This window comes from Vitreimonas sp., from assembly GCF_035627415.1.
Lineage (GTDB): Bacteria > Pseudomonadota > Alphaproteobacteria > Caulobacterales > Aquidulcibacteraceae > Vitreimonas.
On record NZ_DASPLU010000033.1, the window covers coordinates 14,949 to 34,942 of the forward strand.

22 protein-coding genes are annotated in these 19,994 nt (G+C 67.1%); 10 read left to right on the forward strand and 12 right to left on the reverse strand.

Annotated elements, in window-relative coordinates; translation table 11 throughout:
- Positions 1–51: 51 nt before the first annotated feature.
- Positions 52–603, forward strand: a complete 552-nt coding sequence (locus tag VEA80_RS17800) for a Uma2 family endonuclease (RefSeq protein WP_325062129.1) — start codon at positions 52–54, stop codon at positions 601–603.
- Here the strand turns inward: VEA80_RS17800 and ilvC are convergent.
- Entirely contained in the window at positions 600–1,586 is a 987-nt protein-coding gene (ilvC, locus tag VEA80_RS17805; RefSeq protein WP_325062130.1) for a ketol-acid reductoisomerase, read from the reverse strand. The two genes, VEA80_RS17800 and ilvC, sit on opposite strands and share 4 nt — an antisense overlap.
- An 87-nt stretch (positions 1,587–1,673) precedes the next feature.
- On the opposite strand from ilvC, the gene VEA80_RS17810 reads away from it, so the two are divergent.
- Positions 1,674–2,045, forward strand: coding sequence for a hypothetical protein (locus VEA80_RS17810; RefSeq protein WP_325062131.1), 372 nt, complete (start codon positions 1,674–1,676; stop codon positions 2,043–2,045).
- 56 nt (positions 2,046–2,101) lie between these two features.
- Positions 2,102–2,638: a DUF924 family protein gene (locus VEA80_RS17815; protein ID WP_325062132.1), complete on the forward strand. Its 537-nt coding sequence runs from the start codon at positions 2,102–2,104 to the stop codon at positions 2,636–2,638.
- Here the strand turns inward: VEA80_RS17815 and VEA80_RS17820 are convergent.
- Together VEA80_RS17820 and VEA80_RS17825 are read right to left on the reverse strand one after the other, a co-directional pair.
- Positions 2,635–3,573 (reverse strand): YybH family protein, encoded by a 939-nt coding sequence (locus VEA80_RS17820; protein WP_325062133.1) that lies wholly within the window; start codon positions 3,571–3,573, stop codon positions 2,635–2,637. The two genes, VEA80_RS17815 and VEA80_RS17820, sit on opposite strands and share 4 nt — an antisense overlap.
- A gap of 71 nt (positions 3,574–3,644) precedes the next feature.
- Positions 3,645–4,145, reverse strand: a complete 501-nt coding sequence (locus VEA80_RS17825) for a DUF6438 domain-containing protein (protein WP_325062134.1) — start codon at positions 4,143–4,145, stop codon at positions 3,645–3,647.
- A gap of 111 nt (positions 4,146–4,256) precedes the next feature.
- On the opposite strand from VEA80_RS17825, the gene VEA80_RS17830 reads away from it, so the two are divergent.
- Positions 4,257–5,183: a tetratricopeptide repeat protein gene (locus VEA80_RS17830; protein WP_325062135.1), complete on the forward strand. Its 927-nt coding sequence runs from the start codon at positions 4,257–4,259 to the stop codon at positions 5,181–5,183.
- Complete coding sequence (locus VEA80_RS17835; RefSeq protein WP_325062136.1) at positions 5,180–6,085, forward strand: hypothetical protein; 906 nt, start codon at positions 5,180–5,182, stop codon at positions 6,083–6,085. The genes VEA80_RS17830 and VEA80_RS17835 overlap by 4 nt, the downstream gene beginning before the upstream one ends.
- Here the strand turns inward: VEA80_RS17835 and miaA are convergent.
- The gene (miaA, locus tag VEA80_RS17840; RefSeq protein ID WP_325062137.1) at positions 6,082–6,993 is read right to left on the reverse strand and encodes a tRNA (adenosine(37)-N6)-dimethylallyltransferase MiaA; all 912 of its coding nucleotides are present in this window, start codon (positions 6,991–6,993) and stop codon (positions 6,082–6,084) included. The two genes, VEA80_RS17835 and miaA, sit on opposite strands and share 4 nt — an antisense overlap.
- Before the next feature lie 150 nt (positions 6,994–7,143).
- On the opposite strand from miaA, the gene serB reads away from it, so the two are divergent.
- The 3 genes from serB to VEA80_RS17855 are packed head-to-tail and all read left to right on the forward strand — an operon-like array spanning position 7,144 to position 9,443.
- The gene (serB, locus tag VEA80_RS17845) at positions 7,144–8,034 is read left to right on the forward strand and encodes a phosphoserine phosphatase SerB (protein ID WP_325062138.1); all 891 of its coding nucleotides are present in this window, start codon (positions 7,144–7,146) and stop codon (positions 8,032–8,034) included.
- Positions 8,031–8,798, forward strand: a complete 768-nt coding sequence (locus VEA80_RS17850; RefSeq protein WP_325062139.1) for a hypothetical protein — start codon at positions 8,031–8,033, stop codon at positions 8,796–8,798. The genes serB and VEA80_RS17850 overlap by 4 nt, the downstream gene beginning before the upstream one ends.
- Positions 8,799–9,443: an HAD family phosphatase gene (locus VEA80_RS17855; protein ID WP_325062140.1), complete on the forward strand. Its 645-nt coding sequence runs from the start codon at positions 8,799–8,801 to the stop codon at positions 9,441–9,443.
- On the opposite strand, the gene VEA80_RS17860 is transcribed toward VEA80_RS17855, so the two are convergent.
- The 3 genes from VEA80_RS17860 to hflK all read right to left on the reverse strand — a co-directional run bounded on the left by VEA80_RS17860 (position 9,440) and on the right by hflK (position 12,884).
- Complete coding sequence (locus VEA80_RS17860; protein WP_325062141.1) at positions 9,440–10,855, reverse strand: trypsin-like peptidase domain-containing protein; 1,416 nt, start codon at positions 10,853–10,855, stop codon at positions 9,440–9,442. The genes VEA80_RS17855 and VEA80_RS17860 overlap by 4 nt on opposite strands.
- Positions 10,856–10,926: 71 nt before the next feature.
- Positions 10,927–11,775 (reverse strand): protease modulator HflC, encoded by an 849-nt coding sequence (locus tag VEA80_RS17865; RefSeq protein WP_325062142.1) that lies wholly within the window; start codon positions 11,773–11,775, stop codon positions 10,927–10,929.
- Positions 11,775–12,884: an FtsH protease activity modulator HflK gene (gene hflK, locus VEA80_RS17870; RefSeq protein ID WP_325062143.1), complete on the reverse strand. Its 1,110-nt coding sequence runs from the start codon at positions 12,882–12,884 to the stop codon at positions 11,775–11,777. Before hflK ends, VEA80_RS17865 begins: the two co-directional genes overlap by 1 nt.
- A 107-nt stretch (positions 12,885–12,991) precedes the next feature.
- On the opposite strand from hflK, the gene VEA80_RS17875 reads away from it, so the two are divergent.
- Positions 12,992–14,068: an Mrp/NBP35 family ATP-binding protein gene (locus tag VEA80_RS17875; protein WP_325062144.1), complete on the forward strand. Its 1,077-nt coding sequence runs from the start codon at positions 12,992–12,994 to the stop codon at positions 14,066–14,068.
- Between the two features lie 5 nt (positions 14,069–14,073).
- Here the strand turns inward: VEA80_RS17875 and VEA80_RS17880 are convergent, their stop codons facing one another.
- The 5 genes from VEA80_RS17880 to VEA80_RS17900 all read right to left on the reverse strand — a co-directional run bounded on the left by VEA80_RS17880 (position 14,074) and on the right by VEA80_RS17900 (position 19,229).
- Positions 14,074–14,556 carry a hypothetical protein gene (locus VEA80_RS17880; protein WP_325062145.1) on the reverse strand — a complete coding sequence of 161 codons (483 nt, stop codon included), beginning with the start codon at positions 14,554–14,556 and terminating at the stop codon, positions 14,074–14,076.
- Between the two features lie 67 nt (positions 14,557–14,623).
- On the reverse strand, positions 14,624–16,036 hold the full coding sequence (gene pyk / locus VEA80_RS17885) for a pyruvate kinase (RefSeq protein ID WP_325062146.1): 1,413 nt from the start codon (positions 16,034–16,036) through the stop codon (positions 14,624–14,626).
- Between the two features lie 95 nt (positions 16,037–16,131).
- The gene (locus VEA80_RS17890; RefSeq protein ID WP_325062147.1) at positions 16,132–16,764 is read right to left on the reverse strand and encodes a glutathione S-transferase; all 633 of its coding nucleotides are present in this window, start codon (positions 16,762–16,764) and stop codon (positions 16,132–16,134) included.
- Positions 16,765–16,896: 132 nt separating this feature from the next.
- On the reverse strand, positions 16,897–17,808 hold the full coding sequence (locus VEA80_RS17895) for an SMP-30/gluconolactonase/LRE family protein (protein WP_325062148.1): 912 nt from the start codon (positions 17,806–17,808) through the stop codon (positions 16,897–16,899).
- A 911-nt stretch (positions 17,809–18,719) separates the two neighbouring features.
- Positions 18,720–19,229 carry a dihydrofolate reductase gene (locus VEA80_RS17900; RefSeq protein WP_325062149.1) on the reverse strand — a complete coding sequence of 170 codons (510 nt, stop codon included), beginning with the start codon at positions 19,227–19,229 and terminating at the stop codon, positions 18,720–18,722.
- Between the two features lie 52 nt (positions 19,230–19,281).
- Between VEA80_RS17900 and VEA80_RS17905 the strand changes: the two genes are divergently transcribed.
- A complete protein-coding gene (locus VEA80_RS17905) occupies positions 19,282–19,857 on the forward strand; it encodes a hypothetical protein (RefSeq protein ID WP_325062150.1) in 576 nt (191 codons plus the stop codon).
- Positions 19,858–19,994: the final 137 nt, after the last annotated feature.

A 19,994-nucleotide genomic window follows, 5' to 3' on the forward strand; every position in this document is an offset into this window, starting at 1 on the left:
GGCGCCCTCCTACCCTCCCCCTGCTGGGTTTGTCATGCTAGATTGTCTTCCATGAATGCGCCGATCCTCGCGTCCCAATGGCCAAAGGCCCGCTACTCGGTGGCCCAGATTTGGGGCCTGATCGAGCGCGGCATTATCAATCATGAGGCAAAGTTCGAACTGCTGGACGGGGAGATCAGGCCGGTGTCGCCAAAGGGTCCGCTGCATGAGGGCATTCGCGTCCTGATCAACCGCTGGCTGGCGACATGGCCGAAGCGATTTGACGTACTGGCGGAGACCACGCTTTATCTGGATGAAAGTTCGTTTCTCGAGCCGGACTACGTGATCTTTCCCGCGGACTTGCCGATCGAAGAGCTAGCTCCGAGCAAGGTGGCGCTTGCTATCGAGGTGGCCCATTCCTCGTGGGAGTACGACACCACCGAGAAGGCGCAGCGCTACGCCGAACATGGCGTGCCGGAATATTGGGCCATAGATGCAGAGCACAAGGTGATCCGGGTGCATCGTGGTCCGAGCGCCAGCGGCTGGTCCGACGTGCAGGACGTCGCGGCGGGCGGTGTCGTGTCGCCGCTTTGCGCGTCTGAGGTCGCATTCTCGTTGCTTTAGTGGCTTTGGCGACGAAGTAGCGCCCGCACAGTCCGCCCCGCTTCCTCAATCGGATGCGCCGCCGCCTCTTCGCGCTTCTTCGCCAAATTCAGCCCGCCGCTGCGGTGCTCCGCCATCCATTCGCGCGCGAACTTGCCGGATTGGACGTCCGCCATCGCCGCGCGCATCGCCTCCTTCACGCGTTCATCGATGATACGCGGGCCGGTGACGTATTCGCCCCACTCGGCGGTGTTGGAAATGGCGAGGTGCATGCCGGCGATGCCGCGTTCGTGGATCAAATCCGAGAGCAGCTTAACCTCGTGCAGGCAATCGAAATAGGCGAGCTCCGGCGGCGTCCCGGCTTCCACTTGCACTTCCCACGCGGTGCGGATGAGGTGCGTGAGGCCTCCGCAAAGCACGACTTGCTCGCCATAGAGATCGCCCTCGGTTTCGATTTTGAACGTCGAGGCGATCATGCCGGCGCGGCCGCAGCCGATCGCCGCGGCGTACGAGTACGCCAGCGCCTCTGCGCCGCCATTGTCTTGGGCCACCGCGACGATGCACGGCAGCCCGCCGCCTTTGACGTACGCGTCGCGCAGCGCCTTGCCCGGGCCTTTCGGCGCGACCATGGCGACGTTCACCTCCGCGGGCGGCGCGATGAAGCCGTAATGGTAGGCGAAGCCGTGCACGAACATCAGCGTCTGCCCGGCGCGCAAATGCGGCGCGATCTCCGCCGCGTAGAGATCCGGCATCGCCTCGTCCGGCGCGCACATCGCCAACACGTCGCAAGTGCGCGCGGCGTCCGCGACCGTGATCGGAGCGAAACCGTCCGCGCGCGCCTGCGCCATCCGCCGCGCCGCAGCATGCAGCGCCACGGCGACATCGACGCCGGCGTCGCGCAAGTTCAGCGCGTGCGCGTGACCCTGCGCGCCATAGCCGATCACCGCGACGCGCTTGGCCTTGATCAGCGCCGGATCGGCGTCGCGCTCGTAGAAAACCTGCATCGAATTCCTCGTGACGCGGGTTACGGCCCCGCTGGCAAGTTCCGTCTCTAACCGATGCCCCGGCCTCGCGCCACATTTGGAGACGACATGCGCTACGACCTCATCTTCATCACTACGGCCTTGCTGTGCCTGCTTGTCGGCGAGTCGCTCGGCATCTGGATGGGCGTCGCACACGACTTCACATTCGCGCCGGTCCACGCGCACTTGAACCTGCTGGGCTGGGTGACGCTCGCCGCCTACGGGCTGATGCACCGCGCTTATCCCGCGCTCGGCGCCTCGCGCCTCGCTGGCCCACAATGTGCGCTGGCGGTCCTCTCATCGGTGGCGATGCCCTCCGGGATCGCGTACGCGATGCTGACGCAGAACCCGATCGTCGCGATCGTCGCAGCGCTCGGCGTTTTTGCGGCGACGGCCGCGTTCATGATCATGTTCGTCCGCAAAGCACGCTTGGCGGTCTGATTTGCGTCCTCTTGCGAAGCGCGGCCGAGCGCTTAGCTTCGCAAGAGGAGGCCGCGATGGCGAGCGCAGGTGAGATCGTCCGGTTCTGGCGCGACGCCGGTCCGAAGTTCTGGTTCGTGAAGGACGAGACCTTTGATGGGCGCTGCCGCGGCTTCGAGGCCGAGCATCACGCCGCCGCGCGCCGCGAACTCGCGCATTGGGAGATGGACGCCGAAGGCGCGCTCGCGTTGCTCATCCTGCTCGATCAGTTTCCGCGCAACATCTACCGCAACTCGCCGCACGCCTACGCCACCGACACGATGGCGCAAGCCATTGCGCTGCGCGCCATCGACCGGCGCTTCGACGCCGCGACCGACACCGATCTGCGCGTATTCTTCTATCTGCCGCTCGAACACGCCGAGGACCTCGCGCTGCAGGAGCGCGGCGTCGTGCTCACCGAAGCGATGCGCGATCCGGAGTTCACGAAGTATGCCGTGCTCCACCGCGACATCATCGCCCGCTTCGGCCGCTTCCCGCACCGCAACGTCATCCTCGGCCGCAAGTCGACGCCGGAAGAGCTGCAGTTCTTGGCGGAGGGCGGATTTGCGGGTTAGCGGATAGGCGCGTCGAAGGCGTAGCGCCAATTGCCCTGATAATCGCGTGTCCACACCGAGACGTAGCGGCCTTCGCGGCGCGTTCCGTCCGGCAGGATCATCACCGAATTGCCCCAGGTCCAACCCATATCGCCGCGCGCCGAGACGCGGCCCGTTTCCGGCGCCCATTCGAGCCGGGCGCCTTCAGGCCAGGCGGTATAGGTGTGGGCGATGCCGGCGCGGCCGCTGGCGATCTCTTCGCCGGTGACGATCATCGCGTCTTCCGCTGCGAAATGCTGGAACGCCGCCGGCACGCCCTCATTCTGCGCCATGGCGGCGAAGTCGCGATCCGCCTGCATCAGCTCCGCCACCGCCGCGGCCGCGAGTTCCTCTTCGGTCCGCGAGCCGGCGAGTTCGCTCAAGCGCAGCACCAGGCGCCCGCCCGCGTCGGAGTTGGCGACGCACGGACGCGCCAGCGAGGTGGCGCGCCCTTCGAAAGCGAGTTCGACATAGGCCTGCTCGCCGGCGGGGCAGACTTCGGTCGCGCCGCCGACTTGTCCGCCAATACCCGCCGCCGCGCGCACCAGCGCCACGATCTCGTTGCGTTGCGCGGCGCTCAGCGTTGTCACGCGCGGCGCGTCGCCGCCCCAGAGCCACCAGCCGGTGGAAGGATGGCCGGTGAAGCGGCGGACGTAGAGTTTCGCTTCCTCGCCAACGAGATCGTAACGGATCACCCGTGCGACGCCGCCGCGGCTCGGCGCGATCGTCACCCGCACCGCCACCGGCACGCCTTCGGCCATGATCAGCGCGCGTCCGCCCGTCGTGGGGATTACGTCAGCCGAAAGCAGCGCCTGCGCCCATTGCGGCGCGCGCAGCGAGAGGTTCTGCGCCGCGGCCGTCGCAGCCAGCGCGATCACCGCCCCGCAAAGCGCGGCTGCGCGGACCAAATTCCTCATTCCAACCCCTCGCCAGTCGTTCAAGCGACCGGACCCTAGACCGCTCCGCTCCCGACCGGAACCCGTCAGCGTCAGTGCTGCGGCGGCTCGCGCACAGGCTGTCCATCGCGCAACACCCATTGCGCGGTGCCGGCGACGCGGTCGATCTCCGCCTGCAGATCGCGCACCGCGCGCGGCATGCCGACGCTCGTGCCGCCGTAATCCACAAGCCGTTTGGTGCGGCCGTTGCGGGTCAGCGTAATCGTGGTGGTCGGAAGATCGGTCATCTGGCCGCGATACTCGTCGCGCAACTGGTCGAAGCCGACCTCGTCGAAGCGCTGCAGCAGCCGCTCGACATCCGCGACCGGGATCGTCGACGTCCGCTCGCCGACGACGTTGACGAATCTCCGCCCTTCGTAGCGCACTTGGCCGTCGTCACTAATGCTGACCGTGTACTCCGGACAGAAGCCGAAACAGACGGTGCGCTGCAGCGTAATTTCCATGGGCCGCTCCTCAGCCGGCGCCTCCACCGGAGCGCAGGCGACCAGCACGATCGCCGCGAACACAGCACGGGTGGCTTGGGCCATGTTCATGTTCGTCACTCCAGGCGCGCCGCCCGCCCCAACGGCGGCCGGCATGTCACACGATTGTGCGCATTACAGCACCCAAGCTTCGGGCTAGAATGAGGCAAAGGGAGGCCAGCCATGACCATGTCAGTCAGACTGACGACGGCGGCAGCCGTCGTCGCGCTCGGGTTCGCGGGCGCAGCGCTCGCGGCGCCAGGCGGAGGCGGCGGCGCGGGACCCGCGCCGTCGGTGAGCCCACGCGAAGATCCGCAAGCGGCCTACCAAGCCGGCGTGGCCGCACTCAATGCGCAGAACTATCGCGAAGCCATCCGCCAGTTCCGTAGCGCGCGGCGCGCTTTGCCCGATAGCGGCGCAATCAATTACGCGCTCGGCGTCGCCTATAACGGCGCCGGCGAAACCGATGATGCGCGCGAATCCTTCGAACGCGCGGCGCGGGCCGACGACGCGCCGGCGGCGACGCGGCTGCAGCTCGGCCTCATTCACATCGCCCAAGGCAATCGCGATGAAGCTGTGGCGCAGCAAACGGCGCTGGCGCAAATGATCTCAGCCTGCGACGGCGCCTGCGGCGATGCGCGCCGCGCGCAGCTGCAAGCCGCGCACGATCAGCTGACGCGCGCGCTCGCCGCGCCCGCCGATGCGCCGCAGGCCGATCCCGCCGTGACGGGCTGGATTTTTCCGAATGTCGAGGAAGGCCGGGCCGCCTACGCCGAGGCGGTCGGTCTCATCAACGCCGAGCGCTTCCCGGAAGCGCTCGACGCGCTGGCGCGCACGCAGGCGGCGATCGGCCCCAGCGCCGACGTGCTGAACTATATGGGCTTCGCCAGCCGCAAGCTCGGACGTCTGGATGAGGCGCTCGGCTATTACCGCGAAGCGCTGCGGCTCGATCCGGCGCATCTCGGCGCAACCGAGTATCTGGGCGAACTCTACATCCAGATGGGCGAGCTCGACCGCGCGCGCACGCAATTGGCGCGGCTCGACGACCTCTGCACCTATGGCTGCGCCCAGCGCGAAGAGCTGGCGCGCTGGATCGAACGGGCGGAGTGAGGGCGCCGCGCCTTTTGCTGGCGCCGCTGTTGCTACTGGTGAGCGCGGCGGCCGAGCCGCCGTTGCTGCTGCGGGACCAGAGCTGGACTGAAAGCGCCGATCTCGCGCATGCGCTGACGCATGCGCCTTCCGAGTGCGCCGCGCCCGAGACCATGTCCGACGCGGCGCTCGCCGGGCGGGCCCTCTTTCGCAGCCCGGTGCTCCTAGGCGGACCGGCCGCGCGCGCGGGGTTGTCGTGCAACGCCTGTCACAGCAATGGCCGCGTCAACGCACAGTTTCTATTGCCCGAGCTGACGGACCGCGCCGGCGCCGCCGACGTGACGTCCGAGTGGTCGAGCCGCGTGCGCGGCGACGGCGTCATGAATCCGGTGGCGATTCCCGACCTGGCCGGCGTCGCCCAGCGCACTGCGTTCGGCCATGCGCGCGAGCCGTCGCTCGAAATCTTCGTGCGCGGCGTGATCGTTGACGAGTTTCAGGGCGAAGCGCCCACGGCGTCGCTGCCGCTGGTGCTCGCGTATCTGCGCACTCTGGATCAAACCGCCTGCAGTTCGACCGCAGCACCCGTCACGCTCGCCACTGCCGCCGACGATGTGCGGCGGGGCTTCGCCGCCGCTCAGAGCGTGGAGGATTGGCCCACATCGAGCCTTATCCTGGCGGCCGCACAGGATGGCCTCGGGCGCATCGCCGAGCGGCTTCCGCCGCAGGCGTTTCAGCGCGAACGGCAGAGGATCGCTGCGCTCTCTCGCGAACTCACAGCGATGCGCAATGGCGGCCCGGAGGCGTTGGCGGTCGCCGCGCCTGGCTGGCGGGCCCGGTTTGACGCCGCCGTGGCGCGGATCGCGCGGCGCGAACACCGCACTTACTTCAACGAAGCGACGCTCCGCGCGGCGCTGGGCCGCTAGGAGAGCAGAGCCAGCGCCGCCGCAACGCGCTCGTTCACGTCTGGCGCCGCGATGCGTGGCCAGTCCAGCATCTGCCCGGCGATCCAGGTAAACTGGCGCTTGGCGTAGCGTCGCGTATCGCGCTGGCCGATCTTGGCGGCTTCCCCGAGCGTCAGCTCGCCGCGCACATGCGCCATCAAAGCCGGCGCGCCGTGCGCCTTCATGGCCGGCAGCGCAGGATCGAGCCCGCGCGCCGCAAACGCGCGCACCTCCTCAAGCGCGCCCTCTTCCAGCATCTTCTCGAAACGCGCATCGATGGCTTGGTAGAGGGAGGCGCGCTCCGGCGTGAGCGCGAGGCCCGCCCATTCCTCGCGCGGCAAGGCCGGCTTGGTGTTGGCCTGTAGCGTGCTGATGCTTTCGCCGGTCGTCTCCAGCACTTCGAGCGCGCGCAGGATGCGCGGCGCATCGTTGGGCTCGAGCCGCGCCGCCGTTTGCGCGTCGCGCGCCGTCAATTCCGCATGCAGGGCGGGCGCGCCTTCCGTTTCGGCGCGGGCGCGCAACGCCGCACGCACCTCCGGATCGGGCGCAGGGATGTCCGCCAACCCTTGCGTCAGCGCTTTGAAGTAAAGTCCGGTGCCGCCGACCAGGATCGGCGCCGCCCCACGCGCGCGGATCGCCGCGATCGCCGCCAGCGCGTCGCTCAGCCAGCGCCCGGTCGAGTAAGGCTCAGCGGCATCGACGTGACCGTAAAGATGGTGCGGCGCCTGGTCCTCTTCCTCGGCCGTTGGCCGCGCCGTCAACACTCGAAAGTCGCGGTACACCTGCATCGAGTCCGCATTTACGATTTCGCCGCCGATACGCTCCGCCAGGGCGAGCGCCAGCGCCGACTTGCCGCTGGCGGTAGGACCCATGATCAGGAGCGCGCGCATTTTTGGGGACTCGGGGTTGGGGATTGGGGCGCGACGCTATCAGATGCAACCTTGCTACAGCACAGCGATCTGTGAAGAAGGGATTGTTTGGCGCAGAATGCCAGCTTCAGCTCCGAATCCCCAGTATCCAATCCCCAAGCCCCAAACCCGATGAAACACGCCCTCGTCTTCGTCGCCTCACCCGACGACAAGCCCGCCTACCGCGAAGCGCTGCTGATGCTCGGGCGCGTGGCGCTGTCGCGCAAGCTGCCGCCGCCCGACGTGCTCTCGGGCTGGGAAAGCGCGCAGTGGATCTACGACAGCGTCGACGGCGAGCTGCGCCAAGAGGCGGCCGCCGCCGTGGCCGAACTGCCGGTGGACTGGGCGCTCACGCCGGTCGCGGGACGTAAGAAAAAACTGCTCGTCGCCGACATGGATTCGACAATCATCAACGTAGAATGCCTCGACGAGCTGGCGGACTTCGCCGGCATCAAGGCGGAGATCGCGGCCATTACCGAACGGGCCATGCGCGGCGACCTGGAATTCGAACCGGCCTTGCGCGAGCGCGTCGCCAAGCTGAAGGGCCTCGCAACCGAGGCGCTGCAGAAGACCTACGATGAGCGCGTCCGACTCAATCCCGGCGCCGCCACTCTGGTGAAGACGATGGCCGCTAACGGCGCGCGCTGCGTGCTCGTATCCGGCGGCTTCACCTTCTTCACCGAACGCGTGGCGGAGGCAGCGGGCTTTCACGCCAGCCGCGCCAACACGCTGCTCGAGGATGCGACGGCGCTCACGGGCCTCGTGCAAGAACCCATTCTAGGCCGCGCCGCCAAGCTCGACGCGCTGCGCAGCGAAGCGCGGGCGCTCGGCGTTTCGGAACAGGATGCGTTGGCCATCGGCGACGGGGCCAATGACCTCGACATGATCAAGGCGGCCGGCTTCGGCATCGCTTATCACGCCAAGCCGCTGGTGGCCGCGGAAGCGGACGCCAAGATAGATCACATGAGCCTGGAAGCCGCTTTGTTCTTCCAAGGCTATCGCAGGGGGGAATTCGTATCATGAAGAAGCTGGTCTTCGCGCTCGCGGCGCTCGCCGCCGCCTGCAATCCGCCTGCTGCGCAGAACGAAGCGCCGACACAAACAGCGACCATGCTGCCCATAGCGGACGGCGCAGGCAATCGCATGGAAGCGTTGATCGAGGACGGCTCGGGACGCTTCTGCACTGGCGACGGCGTCTGGTGCGTCGCGCGCGACGGCGTCGTCACCAATGGCGGCCAGGAACGCGCGCGCATCGCCATCACGGCGGACGCGGATCGCGAACAAGGGATTTGGCCGGCGATTATCCGTCAAGGCCGCAATGACGAACGTATTATCGTCGGCGTCACCAACACGGCGTCGCAAATGTATTCCGGCGGCGGCGGCCAAGCCACGCACGTAACACTTTATGGCATCTCCGGCGCGGCCGTCGCGCCGATCCTCACCGCGCCGCTCTCGGGCGAAATCACAATTCGCGCCTGCTTCGACGAAGACGACATGCGCGCCCGGCGCGAGGCGTGCCACGACGAATACAAGTTCGCCGGCGCCCTCACGCTCGACACCGCCGTCGCCAGTGGCGCGCCGCGCCTCGTGCTCACCACGGAGGCGACGAGCTATCCGGGCCGGCGCAGCCGCTCCAGCGACTCCACGCAAGAAACGCCGCTGCAAGACACAGACCTGCAACGGGTCCGCGACGAAACGTGCAGTTACCGCCGGGTGGCGAGCGAGGCGAGCGGCGCTTATGTGTGGGACGCGCCGCTGCCAGCGTGCGCCGACTACCTGGAGCCCTGATTGAGCCTGCCGCGCAAGCCTCGGGCCGTCGTGTTCGATCTCGACGGCACGCTGATCGATTCCGAAGCGCTCGTGAAAGACGCCCACTTCGCCGCCTGCGCGAAGCTGGGGTTCGTCATGACCGAGGCGCAATTCTTGGCGCTCGTCGGCATGCACCGCGAGGCCAACGACGCGCAGCTCAAGCTCTATTACGGCGACGACTTCCCGCTCGAGGACTTCATCGCCGCAACCCGCGCGCATGTCGGCGAACGCGTCGCGCCGCTGAAACCCGGTGCGGTCGAACTCATGAACGCGCTGGACGAACTCGCGCTTCCTTACGGCCTCGCCACCTCGTCGCGCCGGCCCTGGGTCGAACGCCACTTCACCGCGCATGGCCTTACCGAACGCTTCCAGGCCATTATCACGCGTCAAGATTGCGTCGACGGCAAGCCGCATCCCGAACCCTATCTCAACGCATCGCGCCTGCTCGGCGCGCCGCCCTTTAGCGTGCTTGCGCTCGAAGACTCACACGCAGGCGTCCGCTCCGCACACGCGGCCGGCTGCATGACGGTGATGGTCCCTGACCTGCTCGCGCCGGACGAGGAAATGCGCAGCAAGGCGCGCGTTGTCGGCTCGCTGCACGACGTGTTGGCGCTGTTGCGCTAAGTCCGCGCCGCGAGCCGGCGATAGGTTACGCCGCCCTCGCGGTTGATGCGCACGACCACCGGATGCTCGCCGGTGGCCGCCCTGCCCGCGATCGCGCGCGCCGCTGCGAGCGAATCCACGTCTTCGGCCCCGATCGCCTCGATCACGTCGCCGGGGCGCACCACGCCTTCATTTTCGCCGCCCACATCCACCGCCAGCACGACAAGGCCACGCACGTCAGGTTCGATCTGGAACTCCTCACGCAGACTCGCGTCCAGTTCGCTCAACGCCACGCCGAAAATGCGCCCGCCGCGCGGGCCCCCGTCGCGCCGCGGCGCCAGCGAACCATCGTCGCGGGCAATTCGCGCGCCGTCGCTCTCCTGCAGCCGCTCGATCGACGCGACGATGGTCAGGCGCCGTCCGTCACGGAGAATCTCGATCTGCGCCTGCGATCCCACGGCGGCTTCGCCGACCATGCGCGTGAGCGAGCGGCTGTCGGTCACATCGCGTCCGGCGAACCGGAGCACGATATCGCCTGGCCTCAATCCCGCCGCCGCCGCCGGGCCGCCAGGCGTGATGCGCGTAATCACCGCGCCGGCGGCGCCGTCATAGCCCGCCCGCTCGGCCATCGCGCGGTTGAGGTTGGCGAGCCGGACGCCGAGCCAACCCCGGCGCGTCTCGCCGTAGCGCACGAGCTGATCGACGACGGGGCGTACGATCGAGGTCGGCGTCGCAAAGCCGACGCCTACGCTCGCGCCGGTCGGCGTCAGGATCGCAGTGTTGACGCCGATCACCTCGCCGTCCGTGTTGAACAACGGCCCGCCTGAATTGCCGCGATTGATGGCGGCGTCAGTCTGGATGAAATCGTCATAACGCCCGGCGTCGATGTTGCGGTTGCGGGCGCTGACCACGCCTACGCTGAGGGAGCCGCCAAGACCGAACGGATTGCCGATCGCCAGCACCACGTCGCCGACGCGCGCGGTGTCGCTGTCGCCCATGTCGACGTAAGGCAGCGGCGCGCGCGCGTGCATGCGCAGCACGGCGATATCCGTCGCCGGATCCCGGCCGACGACGGTCGCTTCGAAGCGTTGGCCGTTCTGCAAGATCACCTCGATCGCGTCGGCCGCTTCGATGACATGGTTGTTCGTGACGACGACGCCGTCGGCGGAGATGATGAAGCCCGAGCCGAGAGACGTGATCTGCGCGCCGCCTTCGTCCAAGCCTTCGTTGAACCGCTCCATGGGCGAGCCCGGCGGGAACCGCGGCAAGTCCTCCACGCCCTCCACACGCTGGCTGGTGGCGATGTTCACGACCGCGGGCGACAAGCGCTCGACCAGATCGGCGTAGCCTTCGCGCGGCAGCTGCGTCTGCGCGAAAGCAGGCGCGGCGGCGAACAAGACCAAAGCCGAAACGATCGGACGCAGGCGGAACATGGCGCGAGACTAGCCGAGCGTGCGCAAGGCGCAATCGCCGCCGTCAGGCAAAAAGCGCGGACCCGCGCCCCTTACCCGCCCCGGCGGCGCTGCATGTAGCGGAAGAAATCGCTGTCAGGCGGCACCACGATCGGCGTGCCGGCCTCGATCGCCTGCTCGTAGGCGCGCATCGAGCGGTAGAAGGCGGCGAACTCGGGGTCGCGGCCATAGGCGCTCGCGTAGATGCGCGAACGCTCGGCGTCGCCCTCGCCCATCAGCCGCTGCGCTTCCTGGTTCGCGGTGGCGCGGATGATCTCCGCGTCGCGCGCGCCCTCGGCACGGATACGGCCGGCCACCTGCTGGCGTTCGGAGCGCATGCGCGCATAGACGCCCTCGCGCGTTTCGTTCGGCAGATCGGCCTGGCGGATTCGCACGTCGATGACGCGCACGCCGAGCTCCGGCGCGGCCGAGTTGTTGAGGTCGGCCTCGATCGCCTGCATCAGCTGCGCCCGGCGGCCCGAAATGATGTCGTTCGAGGTGGCGCCGCCCAAAGCACGACGCATCGCCGCCTCGGTGAAGGTGTTGAGCCGGCTTGCGCCGCCCTCCTCGGAGATGGCGCTCTGATAGAAGCGGCGAGCGTCGAGGATCTGCCAACGGACAATGGCGTCGACAATCAAACGCTCCTGGTCGGACGCGACGAACGCTTCGCCTTCAATTTCGGTGCCCAGATTGCGGCGATCGTAGATCACCACGTTCTCGACGAACGGCAGCTTGAAATAGAGGCCCGGCTCCTCGCGGTTTGGCGCATTGATGACGCGGGTGTACTCACCGAACCGCAGCACGATCGCTTGCCGATCCTGGCGGACGATGAACATCGAGTTCAGCACGAGGATCAGCAGCGCGAACGCAACGATCGCTATGACGGGCAGACTGCGCGGCATCAGCGGTCTCCTTGCGGCTGAGCGGTCGTGGCCGGCCGGCGCACCATCCCGTCTAGCGGAAGATACGGCACCGCGCCGCCGCGCTGATCGAGGATGACGAGATTGCCGCGCTGGTACACTCGCTCCATTGTTTCGAGGTACAGACGATCGCGGGTCACCTGCGGCGCACGGCGATATTCGGCGTGAACGGCGATGAAGCGCCCCGCCTCACCAGTCGCTTCGCGCACAACGCGCTCACGATAGGCCTGCGCCTCGTTGACGATCCGGGCCGTGTCGCGCTCGGCCTCGTTGACGCGGGTCGAAGCTTCCTGGCCCGCAATGACGACGTCGTTGAACGCCTCGATCACCGCCGGCGGCGCGGCGGCCGGCAACAATTCAACCTGAAGCACCTGCACGCCGGACTCGTACTCGTCGAGCGTCGCCTGCATTAGTTCTTCGACGCCCTGTTCGACGGCGCCGCGCTCGGTGGTGATGATCGGCTCGAGCAGACGGCGGCCGATCACTTCGCGCATGGCGCTCTCGGCCACTTGCCGTACGGCGAGGTCCGGTTCGCGCACGTTGAATGCGTACGCGACGGCGTCCTTGATATTGTAATAGATGCGGAACTGGATCTGGACGATGTTGCGATCGCCGGTGATCATCAGGCTCTCGTCCGGAATGTCGCGGATCTCGCGATTGTTTCCTTCTTCAAAGCCAATCGTCTCTGTGCGCTGGCCAGTGACGTTGATGGTGCGCTGCGCTTCGATCGGCGCGGGCAGATGCCAGTGGATGCCGGGACCGGAGGTGCGGTTGTAGTCGCCGAGACGGGTGATCACCGCCTGCTCGCCTTCGTCCACCTGATAGACGCCGCTCAGCAGCCAGCCCACGATCACGATGCCGACAATCAAGCGCCAGGAAAGCCCACGTCCGCCAGATGGGCGCTCGCCGCCGCCATTGCCGCCGCGCATGTTGAAGCGCTCGCGCATCTGGCGAAGCCAATCTTCGAGGTCGCCGCCTTGGGGGCGTTGGGGCGATTTTGGCGGTTGGCCCCATGGCCGGCGGGGGCCACCGCCCCAGGGTCCTTGGCCGCCGCCCTGCTGGCCGCCGCCCGACTGGTCGTTCCAAGGCATCAGAAGTTCTTTCCCGCCCTACCTGCGCGCCTGTTCTGGCCGCATGCGTGGAGCTTGCAGCGCTCCCGTGCGCGCCGATATGTGACCCATGTTGTGAAGGATCAAGCATGAACAACCGGTTGGCGCTGCTACGAGAGAGCGTCGAACAGCGTCTCGATGCGATCCGCGACCCTTCCACCGGCAAGGGTTTGTTCACGTCCGGCCGCATTTCCGGGCTCGAGGTGCGCTGGGACGGAAAGGTCTCGTTCACACTCGAAGCGCCGCCTGAAGTGGCCGAACATTATGTCGCAGTGCGCGACCGGGCCGACGCCGAAGTGCGCAAGATCGAAGGCGTCAGAGGCGTTACCGCGGTGCTGACGGCGCATGGGCCGAAACCGCAGAGCGCCGGCGGCATTGGCCGGGTCAAGCACGTGATCGCCGTGGCGAGCGCCAAGGGGGGCGTCGGCAAGTCGACGGTCGCGGTCAATCTCGCCTGCTCGTTCGCTGCGCTGGGGCACGGGACCGGTCTGCTCGATCTCGACGTCTACGGTCCGTCCGCGCCGACTCTGCTCGGCACGGGCGAGCGGCGCCCGCAGATGAGCCGTGAGAAGGTCCTCGATCCGCTCGATGCGCATGGGCTCAAGACCATGTCGATCGGCTATCTCGTCGATCCGGCTTCGCCGATGATCTGGCGCGGCGCGATGGCGACGAGCGCGGTCAGGCAGATGATCGACGAAGTCGCCTGGGGCGAACTCGACGTGCTCGTGCTCGACATGCCGCCGGGCACGGGCGATGTGCAGGTGACGCTGGTGCAGCGCGTGCCGCTGGCGGGCGCGATCATCGTCTCGACGCCGCAGGAGATGGCGCTCGCGGACGTACGGCGCGGGCTCGCCATGTTCGAGAAGACGCGCGCGCCGATCCTCGGCGTGATCGAGAACATGGCCTATTTCGAAACCGCGGACGGCAAGCGCACGCACATTTTCGGCGAAGGCGGCGCACGGCGCACGGCGGAAGCGGCCGGCGCGCCGTTCCTCGGCGAAATTCCGATCGACGTCGCCTTGCGCGAGAGCTGCGATGCTGGTGTTCCACTGGTCGCGGCCCAACCCGATCATCCCGTTTCGCGCCGCATCCTCGATATGGCCCAGGCGGCGCTGGCGAATGTGGCGCGGCTCAACAAAGCCGCGCCGCGCATTCAGGTGAAATAGCAGCCTCACCGCGCCTTGCGCGCGCTTTTGCGGGCCGAACTCTTGCGAGCCGTGCTCTTGCGAGCGCCGCGCTTGCGGGCGGATTTCCGCGCCGTGCTCTTGCGGGCGGCTGTCTTGCGCGCGCCGGCAGTTTTGCGGCCGGCGCTCTTGCGCGCGGCCTTGCGCGCCGTGCTTTTGCGCGCGCCGCCAGCGGACTTGCGCTTGCGCGTCGCCGCCGCCTTTTTCGCGGACTTCGACTTCGCCGCCTTCGAGCGCTTCGCTGAGGCGGCGCCGCCCTTGCGGCCGCCCTTCTTCGCCGGCGCCTTGTTGGTTTTCTTGCCGCGACCCGAGCCGCTTTTCTTGCCGCCGCCGCTCATCGCGTTCACGGTCGCCCAAGCGCGACGCTCGGCTTCGTCGTCGGACACGCCGCGCTCTTCGTAGCCCTCCTCGATGTGCTCAGCTTGGCGCTTCTGCTTGCTGGTGTAGCTCGACTTGTCTCCGCGGGGCATGGGCGGACTCCTTGCGTTGTGGATTACTCACAACGGTAGTTCGCGCGCTGATGTTCCGATTTGCGCCCTACTCCAGCCTCAGCACGCGGATGGTGTTGGTCTTGCCGGCGCGGCCAAACGGGATGCCGGCGATGATGGCGACGCGATCGTCTGGACCCGCGACGCCAAGCGCGCGCACGGCGGCGTCGGCTTTGTCGACCATGTCTTCGACGCTGGTGACGTCTTCCGTCACGCGGCTTCTGACGCCCCAAACCAAAGCGAGGCGCCGCGCCGTCGCGGTGACCGGCGTCAGACCGACGACGCCGCAGCGCGGCCGCTCGCGCGCGACGCGGAGCGCAGTCGAACCGGTCGCGGTGAAGGCGACGACGGCGGAACAGCCGATGACGTCGGCGATGTGGCGGGCGGAGAGCGCGATGGCGTCGGCGGTGGTGGCCTGGGGCGGGGTCATGTCGCGCGGCAGCGAGGACCAGTAGGCGTCGTCGGCTTCGACGGCGCGGATGATGCGGTCCATGATGGCGACGGCCGATTGCGGATGGCGCCCGACGGCGCTTTCGGCGGAGAGCATAACGGCGTCGGCGCCTTGATAAACGGCGGTGGCGACGTCGGAGGCTTCGGCGCGCGTCGGCGTGGCGGCTTCGACCATGCTTTCGAGCATGTGGGTGGCGACGATCACCGGGCGGCCGGCGGCGCGGGCGGCGCGGATGATCTGGCGCTGAGCGATCGGCACCTGCTCGGGCGGCAGCTCGACGCCGAGATCGCCGCGGGCGACCATCACCGCGTCGGAGAGGTCGACGATTTCATCGATCTTCTCGAGCGCGCTGGGTTTTTCGATCTTGGAGATGATGCCGGCGCGCTCGCCGATCAGCGCGCGGGCTTCGCGGACGTCCTCCGGGTGCTGCACGAACGAGAGCGCGACATAGTCGACGCCGAGATCGAGCGCGTAGACCAGGTCCTCGCGGTCCTTCGGCGTCAGCGCTGAGATCGGGATGCGGCGGGTCGGAACGTTGACCCCCTTCTGGTTCTTCAACACGCCGCCGAAATCGACACGCGCCTTCACCTGATTGCGCCCGCGCTCGATCACGGTGAGCTGCATCTTGCCGTCGTCGAGCTTCAGGATATCGCCGACCTCGAGCGCGTTGACGAGTTCGGCGTGCGGCAGGCGGATCAGGTGGCCTGAGCCTAGTTCTTCCGACGCTTCCAGCGTGACGATGTCGTTGTAGCGGAGCTTGGTCTCGCCGCGCTCGAACGAGCCGACGCGGATCTTCGGCCCTTGCAGGTCGGCGAACACGGCGACCGGCGCGCCGGCCTTCTGTTCCGCCGCGCGGATCGCCTGCATGCGGCGGGCGTGATCCTCGCGCGCACCGTGGCTGAAATTGAGCCGGAAGCAATCGACGCCGGCTTCGATCAGCATGGCGAGCCGTTCCGGCGGATCGCTGGCCGGCCCCATCGTGGCGACGATCTTACAATCGCGAGTGCGCATTGTTGCTCCGCAAGGCAGTAGACAGTGGGCAGGTAGGCAATAGGGACTCGGTGCGACAGGGGCAACTGCGCCCCTACTGCCTACCTGCCCATTGCCTATTGCCCCATCTTATAGGGTCCGCCCTTCTCCAGCGCGCGTTGATAGGCGGGGCGGGTTTGTTGCTGTTTCCTGACGCGAACCATGTTGGGATAGCGGTCGAGACCGCCGCGATTGTTTCCGGCGTCGAGGACGAAGCTCATCTGAATGTCGGCCGCGGTGAAACGATCGGCGGCGAAATAGTCGCGGCCTTCGAGGTGGGCGTTGATGAAGCTGAAATGGTTGTCGATCTCCGGCTCGACGCGCATCTGCATCAAAGGCGCGCCGTATTCGCCGAGCAGGCCGACATAGAGTTTCAGCAGCAGCGGCAACATGGCCGAGCCTTCGGCGAAGTGGAGCCAGTAGAGATAATCGAAACGCGCCGGACCGCCGGCTGGGACGGAAAGCGCGCCGGACGCTTGGGTCTCGGCTAGATATTCGACGATGGCGGCGGACTCGGCGAAGACTTTGCCGTTCGCTTCGATCACGGGTGACTTGCCGAGCGGATGAATCTGCTTCAGCTCCGGCGGCGCGAGGCGCGTCTGCGGATTGCGGGCGTAGCGGCGGACTTCGTAGCCGAGACCGAGTTCTTCGAGCAGCCAGAGGATGCGCTGCGAGCGGGATTCTTCGAGATGGTGGACGATGATGCTCATGCTCGGTGCTCCTATCCTCCTCCGCAAAGCGGGGGAGGTGTCGCCGAAGGCGACGGAGGGGGACGTCGCCACAACTTCCCCCTTCGTCGGCCCGCTACGCGCGCCGACACTTCCCCCGCGCGCGGGGGAAGATCAATACGCTCCAAAATTCAGTTTCAGCCCCGGCTCCGGCCAACGCATTTTCGCCAGCTTGCCGGTTCCTGACAGCGTCACGTAGGCGTCGCGCATGTCGGCGCCGCCGAAGGCGATGTTGGTGACGAGCGGATCGGGCAGCGGCGTGTGCGTCGAGGCGCCGGCCGGCGTGATGGTGGTGACGCCGCCATTGAGGATCGTGGCGACGCAGACATCGCCGTTCGCCTGCACGGCCAGGCTGTCAAAATAGCAGTGATAGGGCTGCACCGCGACGACGCGGCCGACGCCGCCGAGCGCGCCGGGCGCGACTTCGCCTTCGCCGGTGATGTCGAAGGCCCAGAGCTTGCCGGTTTCGGTTTCGGCGCAATAGACGACGTTCTCGTCCGGCGCGAGGCCGACGCCGTTCAGGCCGACATGGCCGTACGCCGCTTCCTTGATCAGCGACCCGTCGGGCTTGGCGTAATAGAGCCCGCCGCGATCGCGGCTGCGCAGATAGCCTTTGCCGAGGTCGGTGAACCAGAAGCCGCCGCTTTTATCGAAGACGAGATCGTTCGGGCCGCGCAGCTTGTGTTCGCCGACCGCTTCATAGATGCGCTCGACCTTGCCGGTGGCGAGATCGACGCGTTCGATGCGGCCGGTTTCGTAATCCTTCGCGGCGTGGCCCGGAATGGTGAGGCCGCCGGCGTCGTGCCAGGCGAAGCCGCCATTGTTGCAAACGTAAACCGCGCCGTCCGGACCGATCGCGGCGCCGTTCGGACCGCCGCCGATCTCAGCGATGGTTTCGCGCTTGCCGTTCCAGACCCGCGTCAGCGTTTGGCGCTTGATCTCGACCAGAATGACGCTGCCGTCCGGCATCGCGATCGGGCCTTCGGGAAATTCGAGATTTTCGGCGATGATTTCGATGTTGCTCATGGGGCGACGGTAAGCGGAGAGTAAGCGAATGGCGAGTGGCTAGAAGCGAATAGCGAGTAGCGAATTGGGAACGGGAATGGCGCATGGTTCGCGAGCGGCGCAACCCGCTCCCCATTCGCTACTCACTATTCGCCATTCGCTCGCAAAGCGAGAGGCGGGGCGCGTCGGACGCGCTGGGGTAGTGCCTAGTGTGCGTTGCATATCTCTACGCAACGCTGCGCGTCGAACGCGCCCCGGATCGGCCGTTTGTCCCGGATTGGCGAGCCAGGAGTTTTTGACTCATCTGCATGGTTTCGCACGCAGAGGTCTTAGCTCCTTATGACCACGAGCCGGTTCAACGCGTCAGCAGCTTCCGAAAGCCGCTGGACCCTGCGGTTTCATGCCCCGCAGGCAATGCAGACGCCGTTCGCTTCGCCGCCAGGATCGGGACCTCCTTGAAGCGTCCCAAGCCCGCGCACTTCCTCAACGATGGACGAGAGTCGTTCGCTTTCACGCTCTTCTCCCTTCCATCGAAGCGACGTCTGCCGCGCCGGTCGATGCGCTCACATTTCAAAGCTTCGGAGCTCTTCGAAATCCTCTCGTGTGAGAGCAAGGGCATTATACGTCAGGTCTGGCGCTGTCGGATTGATTTTTGCGCGGGCGTTGAAGTTGCGAGAATTTTGCTCGGAAACATGGGGGATAGAGCGCGCATCTATCCCCGTCATCCTGGGGCTCAGCGAAGCTGAGAACCCAGGATCCAGGGGCCAACGCCGCAGTGGTCGCCCCTGGATCCTGGGCTCGCGCTCACGCGCGCCCCAGGATGACGGAGAGCGGCGGGTAGACTCACCCATTCGCGCCGGACGGCGTCCTCACCCGCATCGTGTTTATGGGTCCCGGACTTGGCGCTGCGCGCCAATCCGGGAATGGGTGGCCTAATTTCGCTCCAGCACGCGGACGGTGAAATCGGCGTCGTCTTTGGGGCCGCGCGGGACGTGTTCGGCGGCGACTTCGCGCCAGTGTGTGCGGTCGAACGAGAGGAATGCGTCGCCTTCGGGTTCGAGGTCGACTTCGGTCAGCACCATGCGGTCGGCTTGGGCGAGCGTCGCTTCGAACAGCTGGGCGCCGCCGATGACGCAGACTTCATCGGCGCCGGAAGCCTCCGCCATCGCGCGCCCGGCGGCGAGCATGGCGGCAAGATCGGTGTAGACCCACGCGCCTTCGGCGACGTAGTCCGCGGCGCGCGTCAGCACGAGGTTTTGCCGGCCGGGCAGCGGCTTCACGTGCAGCGACTCCCAGGTCTTGCGCCCCATCAGAACCGGCTTGCCCATGGTGGCGGCCTTGAAGCGCTTCATGTCGGACGAGAGCCGCCACGGCAGATCGCCGCCGCGGCCGATGACGCCGTTCCTGGCGACGGCGACGACGAAGGTCAGTTTGGGACTCACGCGATCTTTCTAGTCTTGGCGCCGCGGCGCGTCATCCGTAAGCATAGGGGCCATGCCGCGCAATTTTATCGTCTATGGACTTGCAGCTCTCGCTGGGGTGATGGGCTATTTCGTTCTGCGTGGGCTGCTGGGCGGCGAGCTCATGCTGCTCGTGGGGCTGATCGGCCTCGTCGTGGTCGGCGTGATCATGTTTCGGAATTTGCGGACCAACCGCAAAGTCGCGGAGGCGACGCCGGAGCAACGGACGCAGGCGCTGGCGTTCACGCCCGACGTTGGTAAAGCGGCGCTCTACCTGTTCCGCAATCAGTTCGTCGGCCGCGCCGTGGGCGTGAACGTGCTGATCGACGGGCGCGAAGTCGCGCAGCTGAAGAGCCCGCGCTTCACGCGCATTCTGCTCGCGCCGGGCGCGCACCGGATCGCGGGTTACACGGGCACGAACAAGAGACCGGAGGACGGCGAAGGCCTGGCGTTCACGGCGAACGCCGGGGACGTGCTGGTGATGAAGTGCGAAGTGGAGGCGCAAATGGTCGGCGTCACGGTGAAGTTCACGCCGTTGGCGCTGGACGCCGCGCGCGCGGATGTGGGGAAGATCGCGCGGATGGTGACGCCGGACGTGGCCGAGATTTAGCTCGCGTGGCGCTTAGACGATCATCCTCACGCTCGATCACCGTCGACGGTGAACACTACCGTTGGACCTTCGCTGATAATCTCGACGTCTGGAACGTCACGATCCAGCAGGCCAGTGGGGCCGGCCAGAAACTCGTC

Bases quoted from the DNA above. Each gene is read 5' to 3' on its own strand.
- VEA80_RS17800 (WP_325062129.1), top strand. From the start codon at position 52: ATGAATGCGCCGATCCTCGCGTCCCAATGGCCAAAGGCCCGCTACTCG.
- ilvC (WP_325062130.1), bottom strand. From the start codon at position 1,586: ATGCAGGTTTTCTACGAGCGCGACGCCGATCCGGCGCTGATCAAGGCC.
- VEA80_RS17810 (WP_325062131.1), top strand. From the start codon at position 1,674: ATGCGCTACGACCTCATCTTCATCACTACGGCCTTGCTGTGCCTGCTT.
- VEA80_RS17815 (WP_325062132.1), top strand. From the start codon at position 2,102: ATGGCGAGCGCAGGTGAGATCGTCCGGTTCTGGCGCGACGCCGGTCCG.
- VEA80_RS17820 (WP_325062133.1), bottom strand. From the start codon at position 3,573: ATGAGGAATTTGGTCCGCGCAGCCGCGCTTTGCGGGGCGGTGATCGCG.
- VEA80_RS17825 (WP_325062134.1), bottom strand. From the start codon at position 4,145: ATGAACATGGCCCAAGCCACCCGTGCTGTGTTCGCGGCGATCGTGCTG.
- VEA80_RS17830 (WP_325062135.1), top strand. From the start codon at position 4,257: ATGACCATGTCAGTCAGACTGACGACGGCGGCAGCCGTCGTCGCGCTC.
- miaA (WP_325062137.1), bottom strand. From the start codon at position 6,993: ATGCGCGCGCTCCTGATCATGGGTCCTACCGCCAGCGGCAAGTCGGCG.
- serB (WP_325062138.1), top strand. From the start codon at position 7,144: ATGAAACACGCCCTCGTCTTCGTCGCCTCACCCGACGACAAGCCCGCC.
- VEA80_RS17850 (WP_325062139.1), top strand. From the start codon at position 8,031: ATGAAGAAGCTGGTCTTCGCGCTCGCGGCGCTCGCCGCCGCCTGCAAT.
- VEA80_RS17860 (WP_325062141.1), bottom strand. From the start codon at position 10,855: ATGTTCCGCCTGCGTCCGATCGTTTCGGCTTTGGTCTTGTTCGCCGCC.
- VEA80_RS17865 (WP_325062142.1), bottom strand. From the start codon at position 11,775: ATGCCGCGCAGTCTGCCCGTCATAGCGATCGTTGCGTTCGCGCTGCTG.
- hflK (WP_325062143.1), bottom strand. From the start codon at position 12,884: ATGCCTTGGAACGACCAGTCGGGCGGCGGCCAGCAGGGCGGCGGCCAA.
- VEA80_RS17875 (WP_325062144.1), top strand. From the start codon at position 12,992: ATGAACAACCGGTTGGCGCTGCTACGAGAGAGCGTCGAACAGCGTCTC.
- VEA80_RS17880 (WP_325062145.1), bottom strand. From the start codon at position 14,556: ATGCCCCGCGGAGACAAGTCGAGCTACACCAGCAAGCAGAAGCGCCAA.
- pyk (WP_325062146.1), bottom strand. From the start codon at position 16,036: ATGCGCACTCGCGATTGTAAGATCGTCGCCACGATGGGGCCGGCCAGC.
- VEA80_RS17890 (WP_325062147.1), bottom strand. From the start codon at position 16,764: ATGAGCATCATCGTCCACCATCTCGAAGAATCCCGCTCGCAGCGCATC.
- VEA80_RS17895 (WP_325062148.1), bottom strand. From the start codon at position 17,808: ATGAGCAACATCGAAATCATCGCCGAAAATCTCGAATTTCCCGAAGGC.
- VEA80_RS17905 (WP_325062150.1), top strand. From the start codon at position 19,282: ATGCCGCGCAATTTTATCGTCTATGGACTTGCAGCTCTCGCTGGGGTG.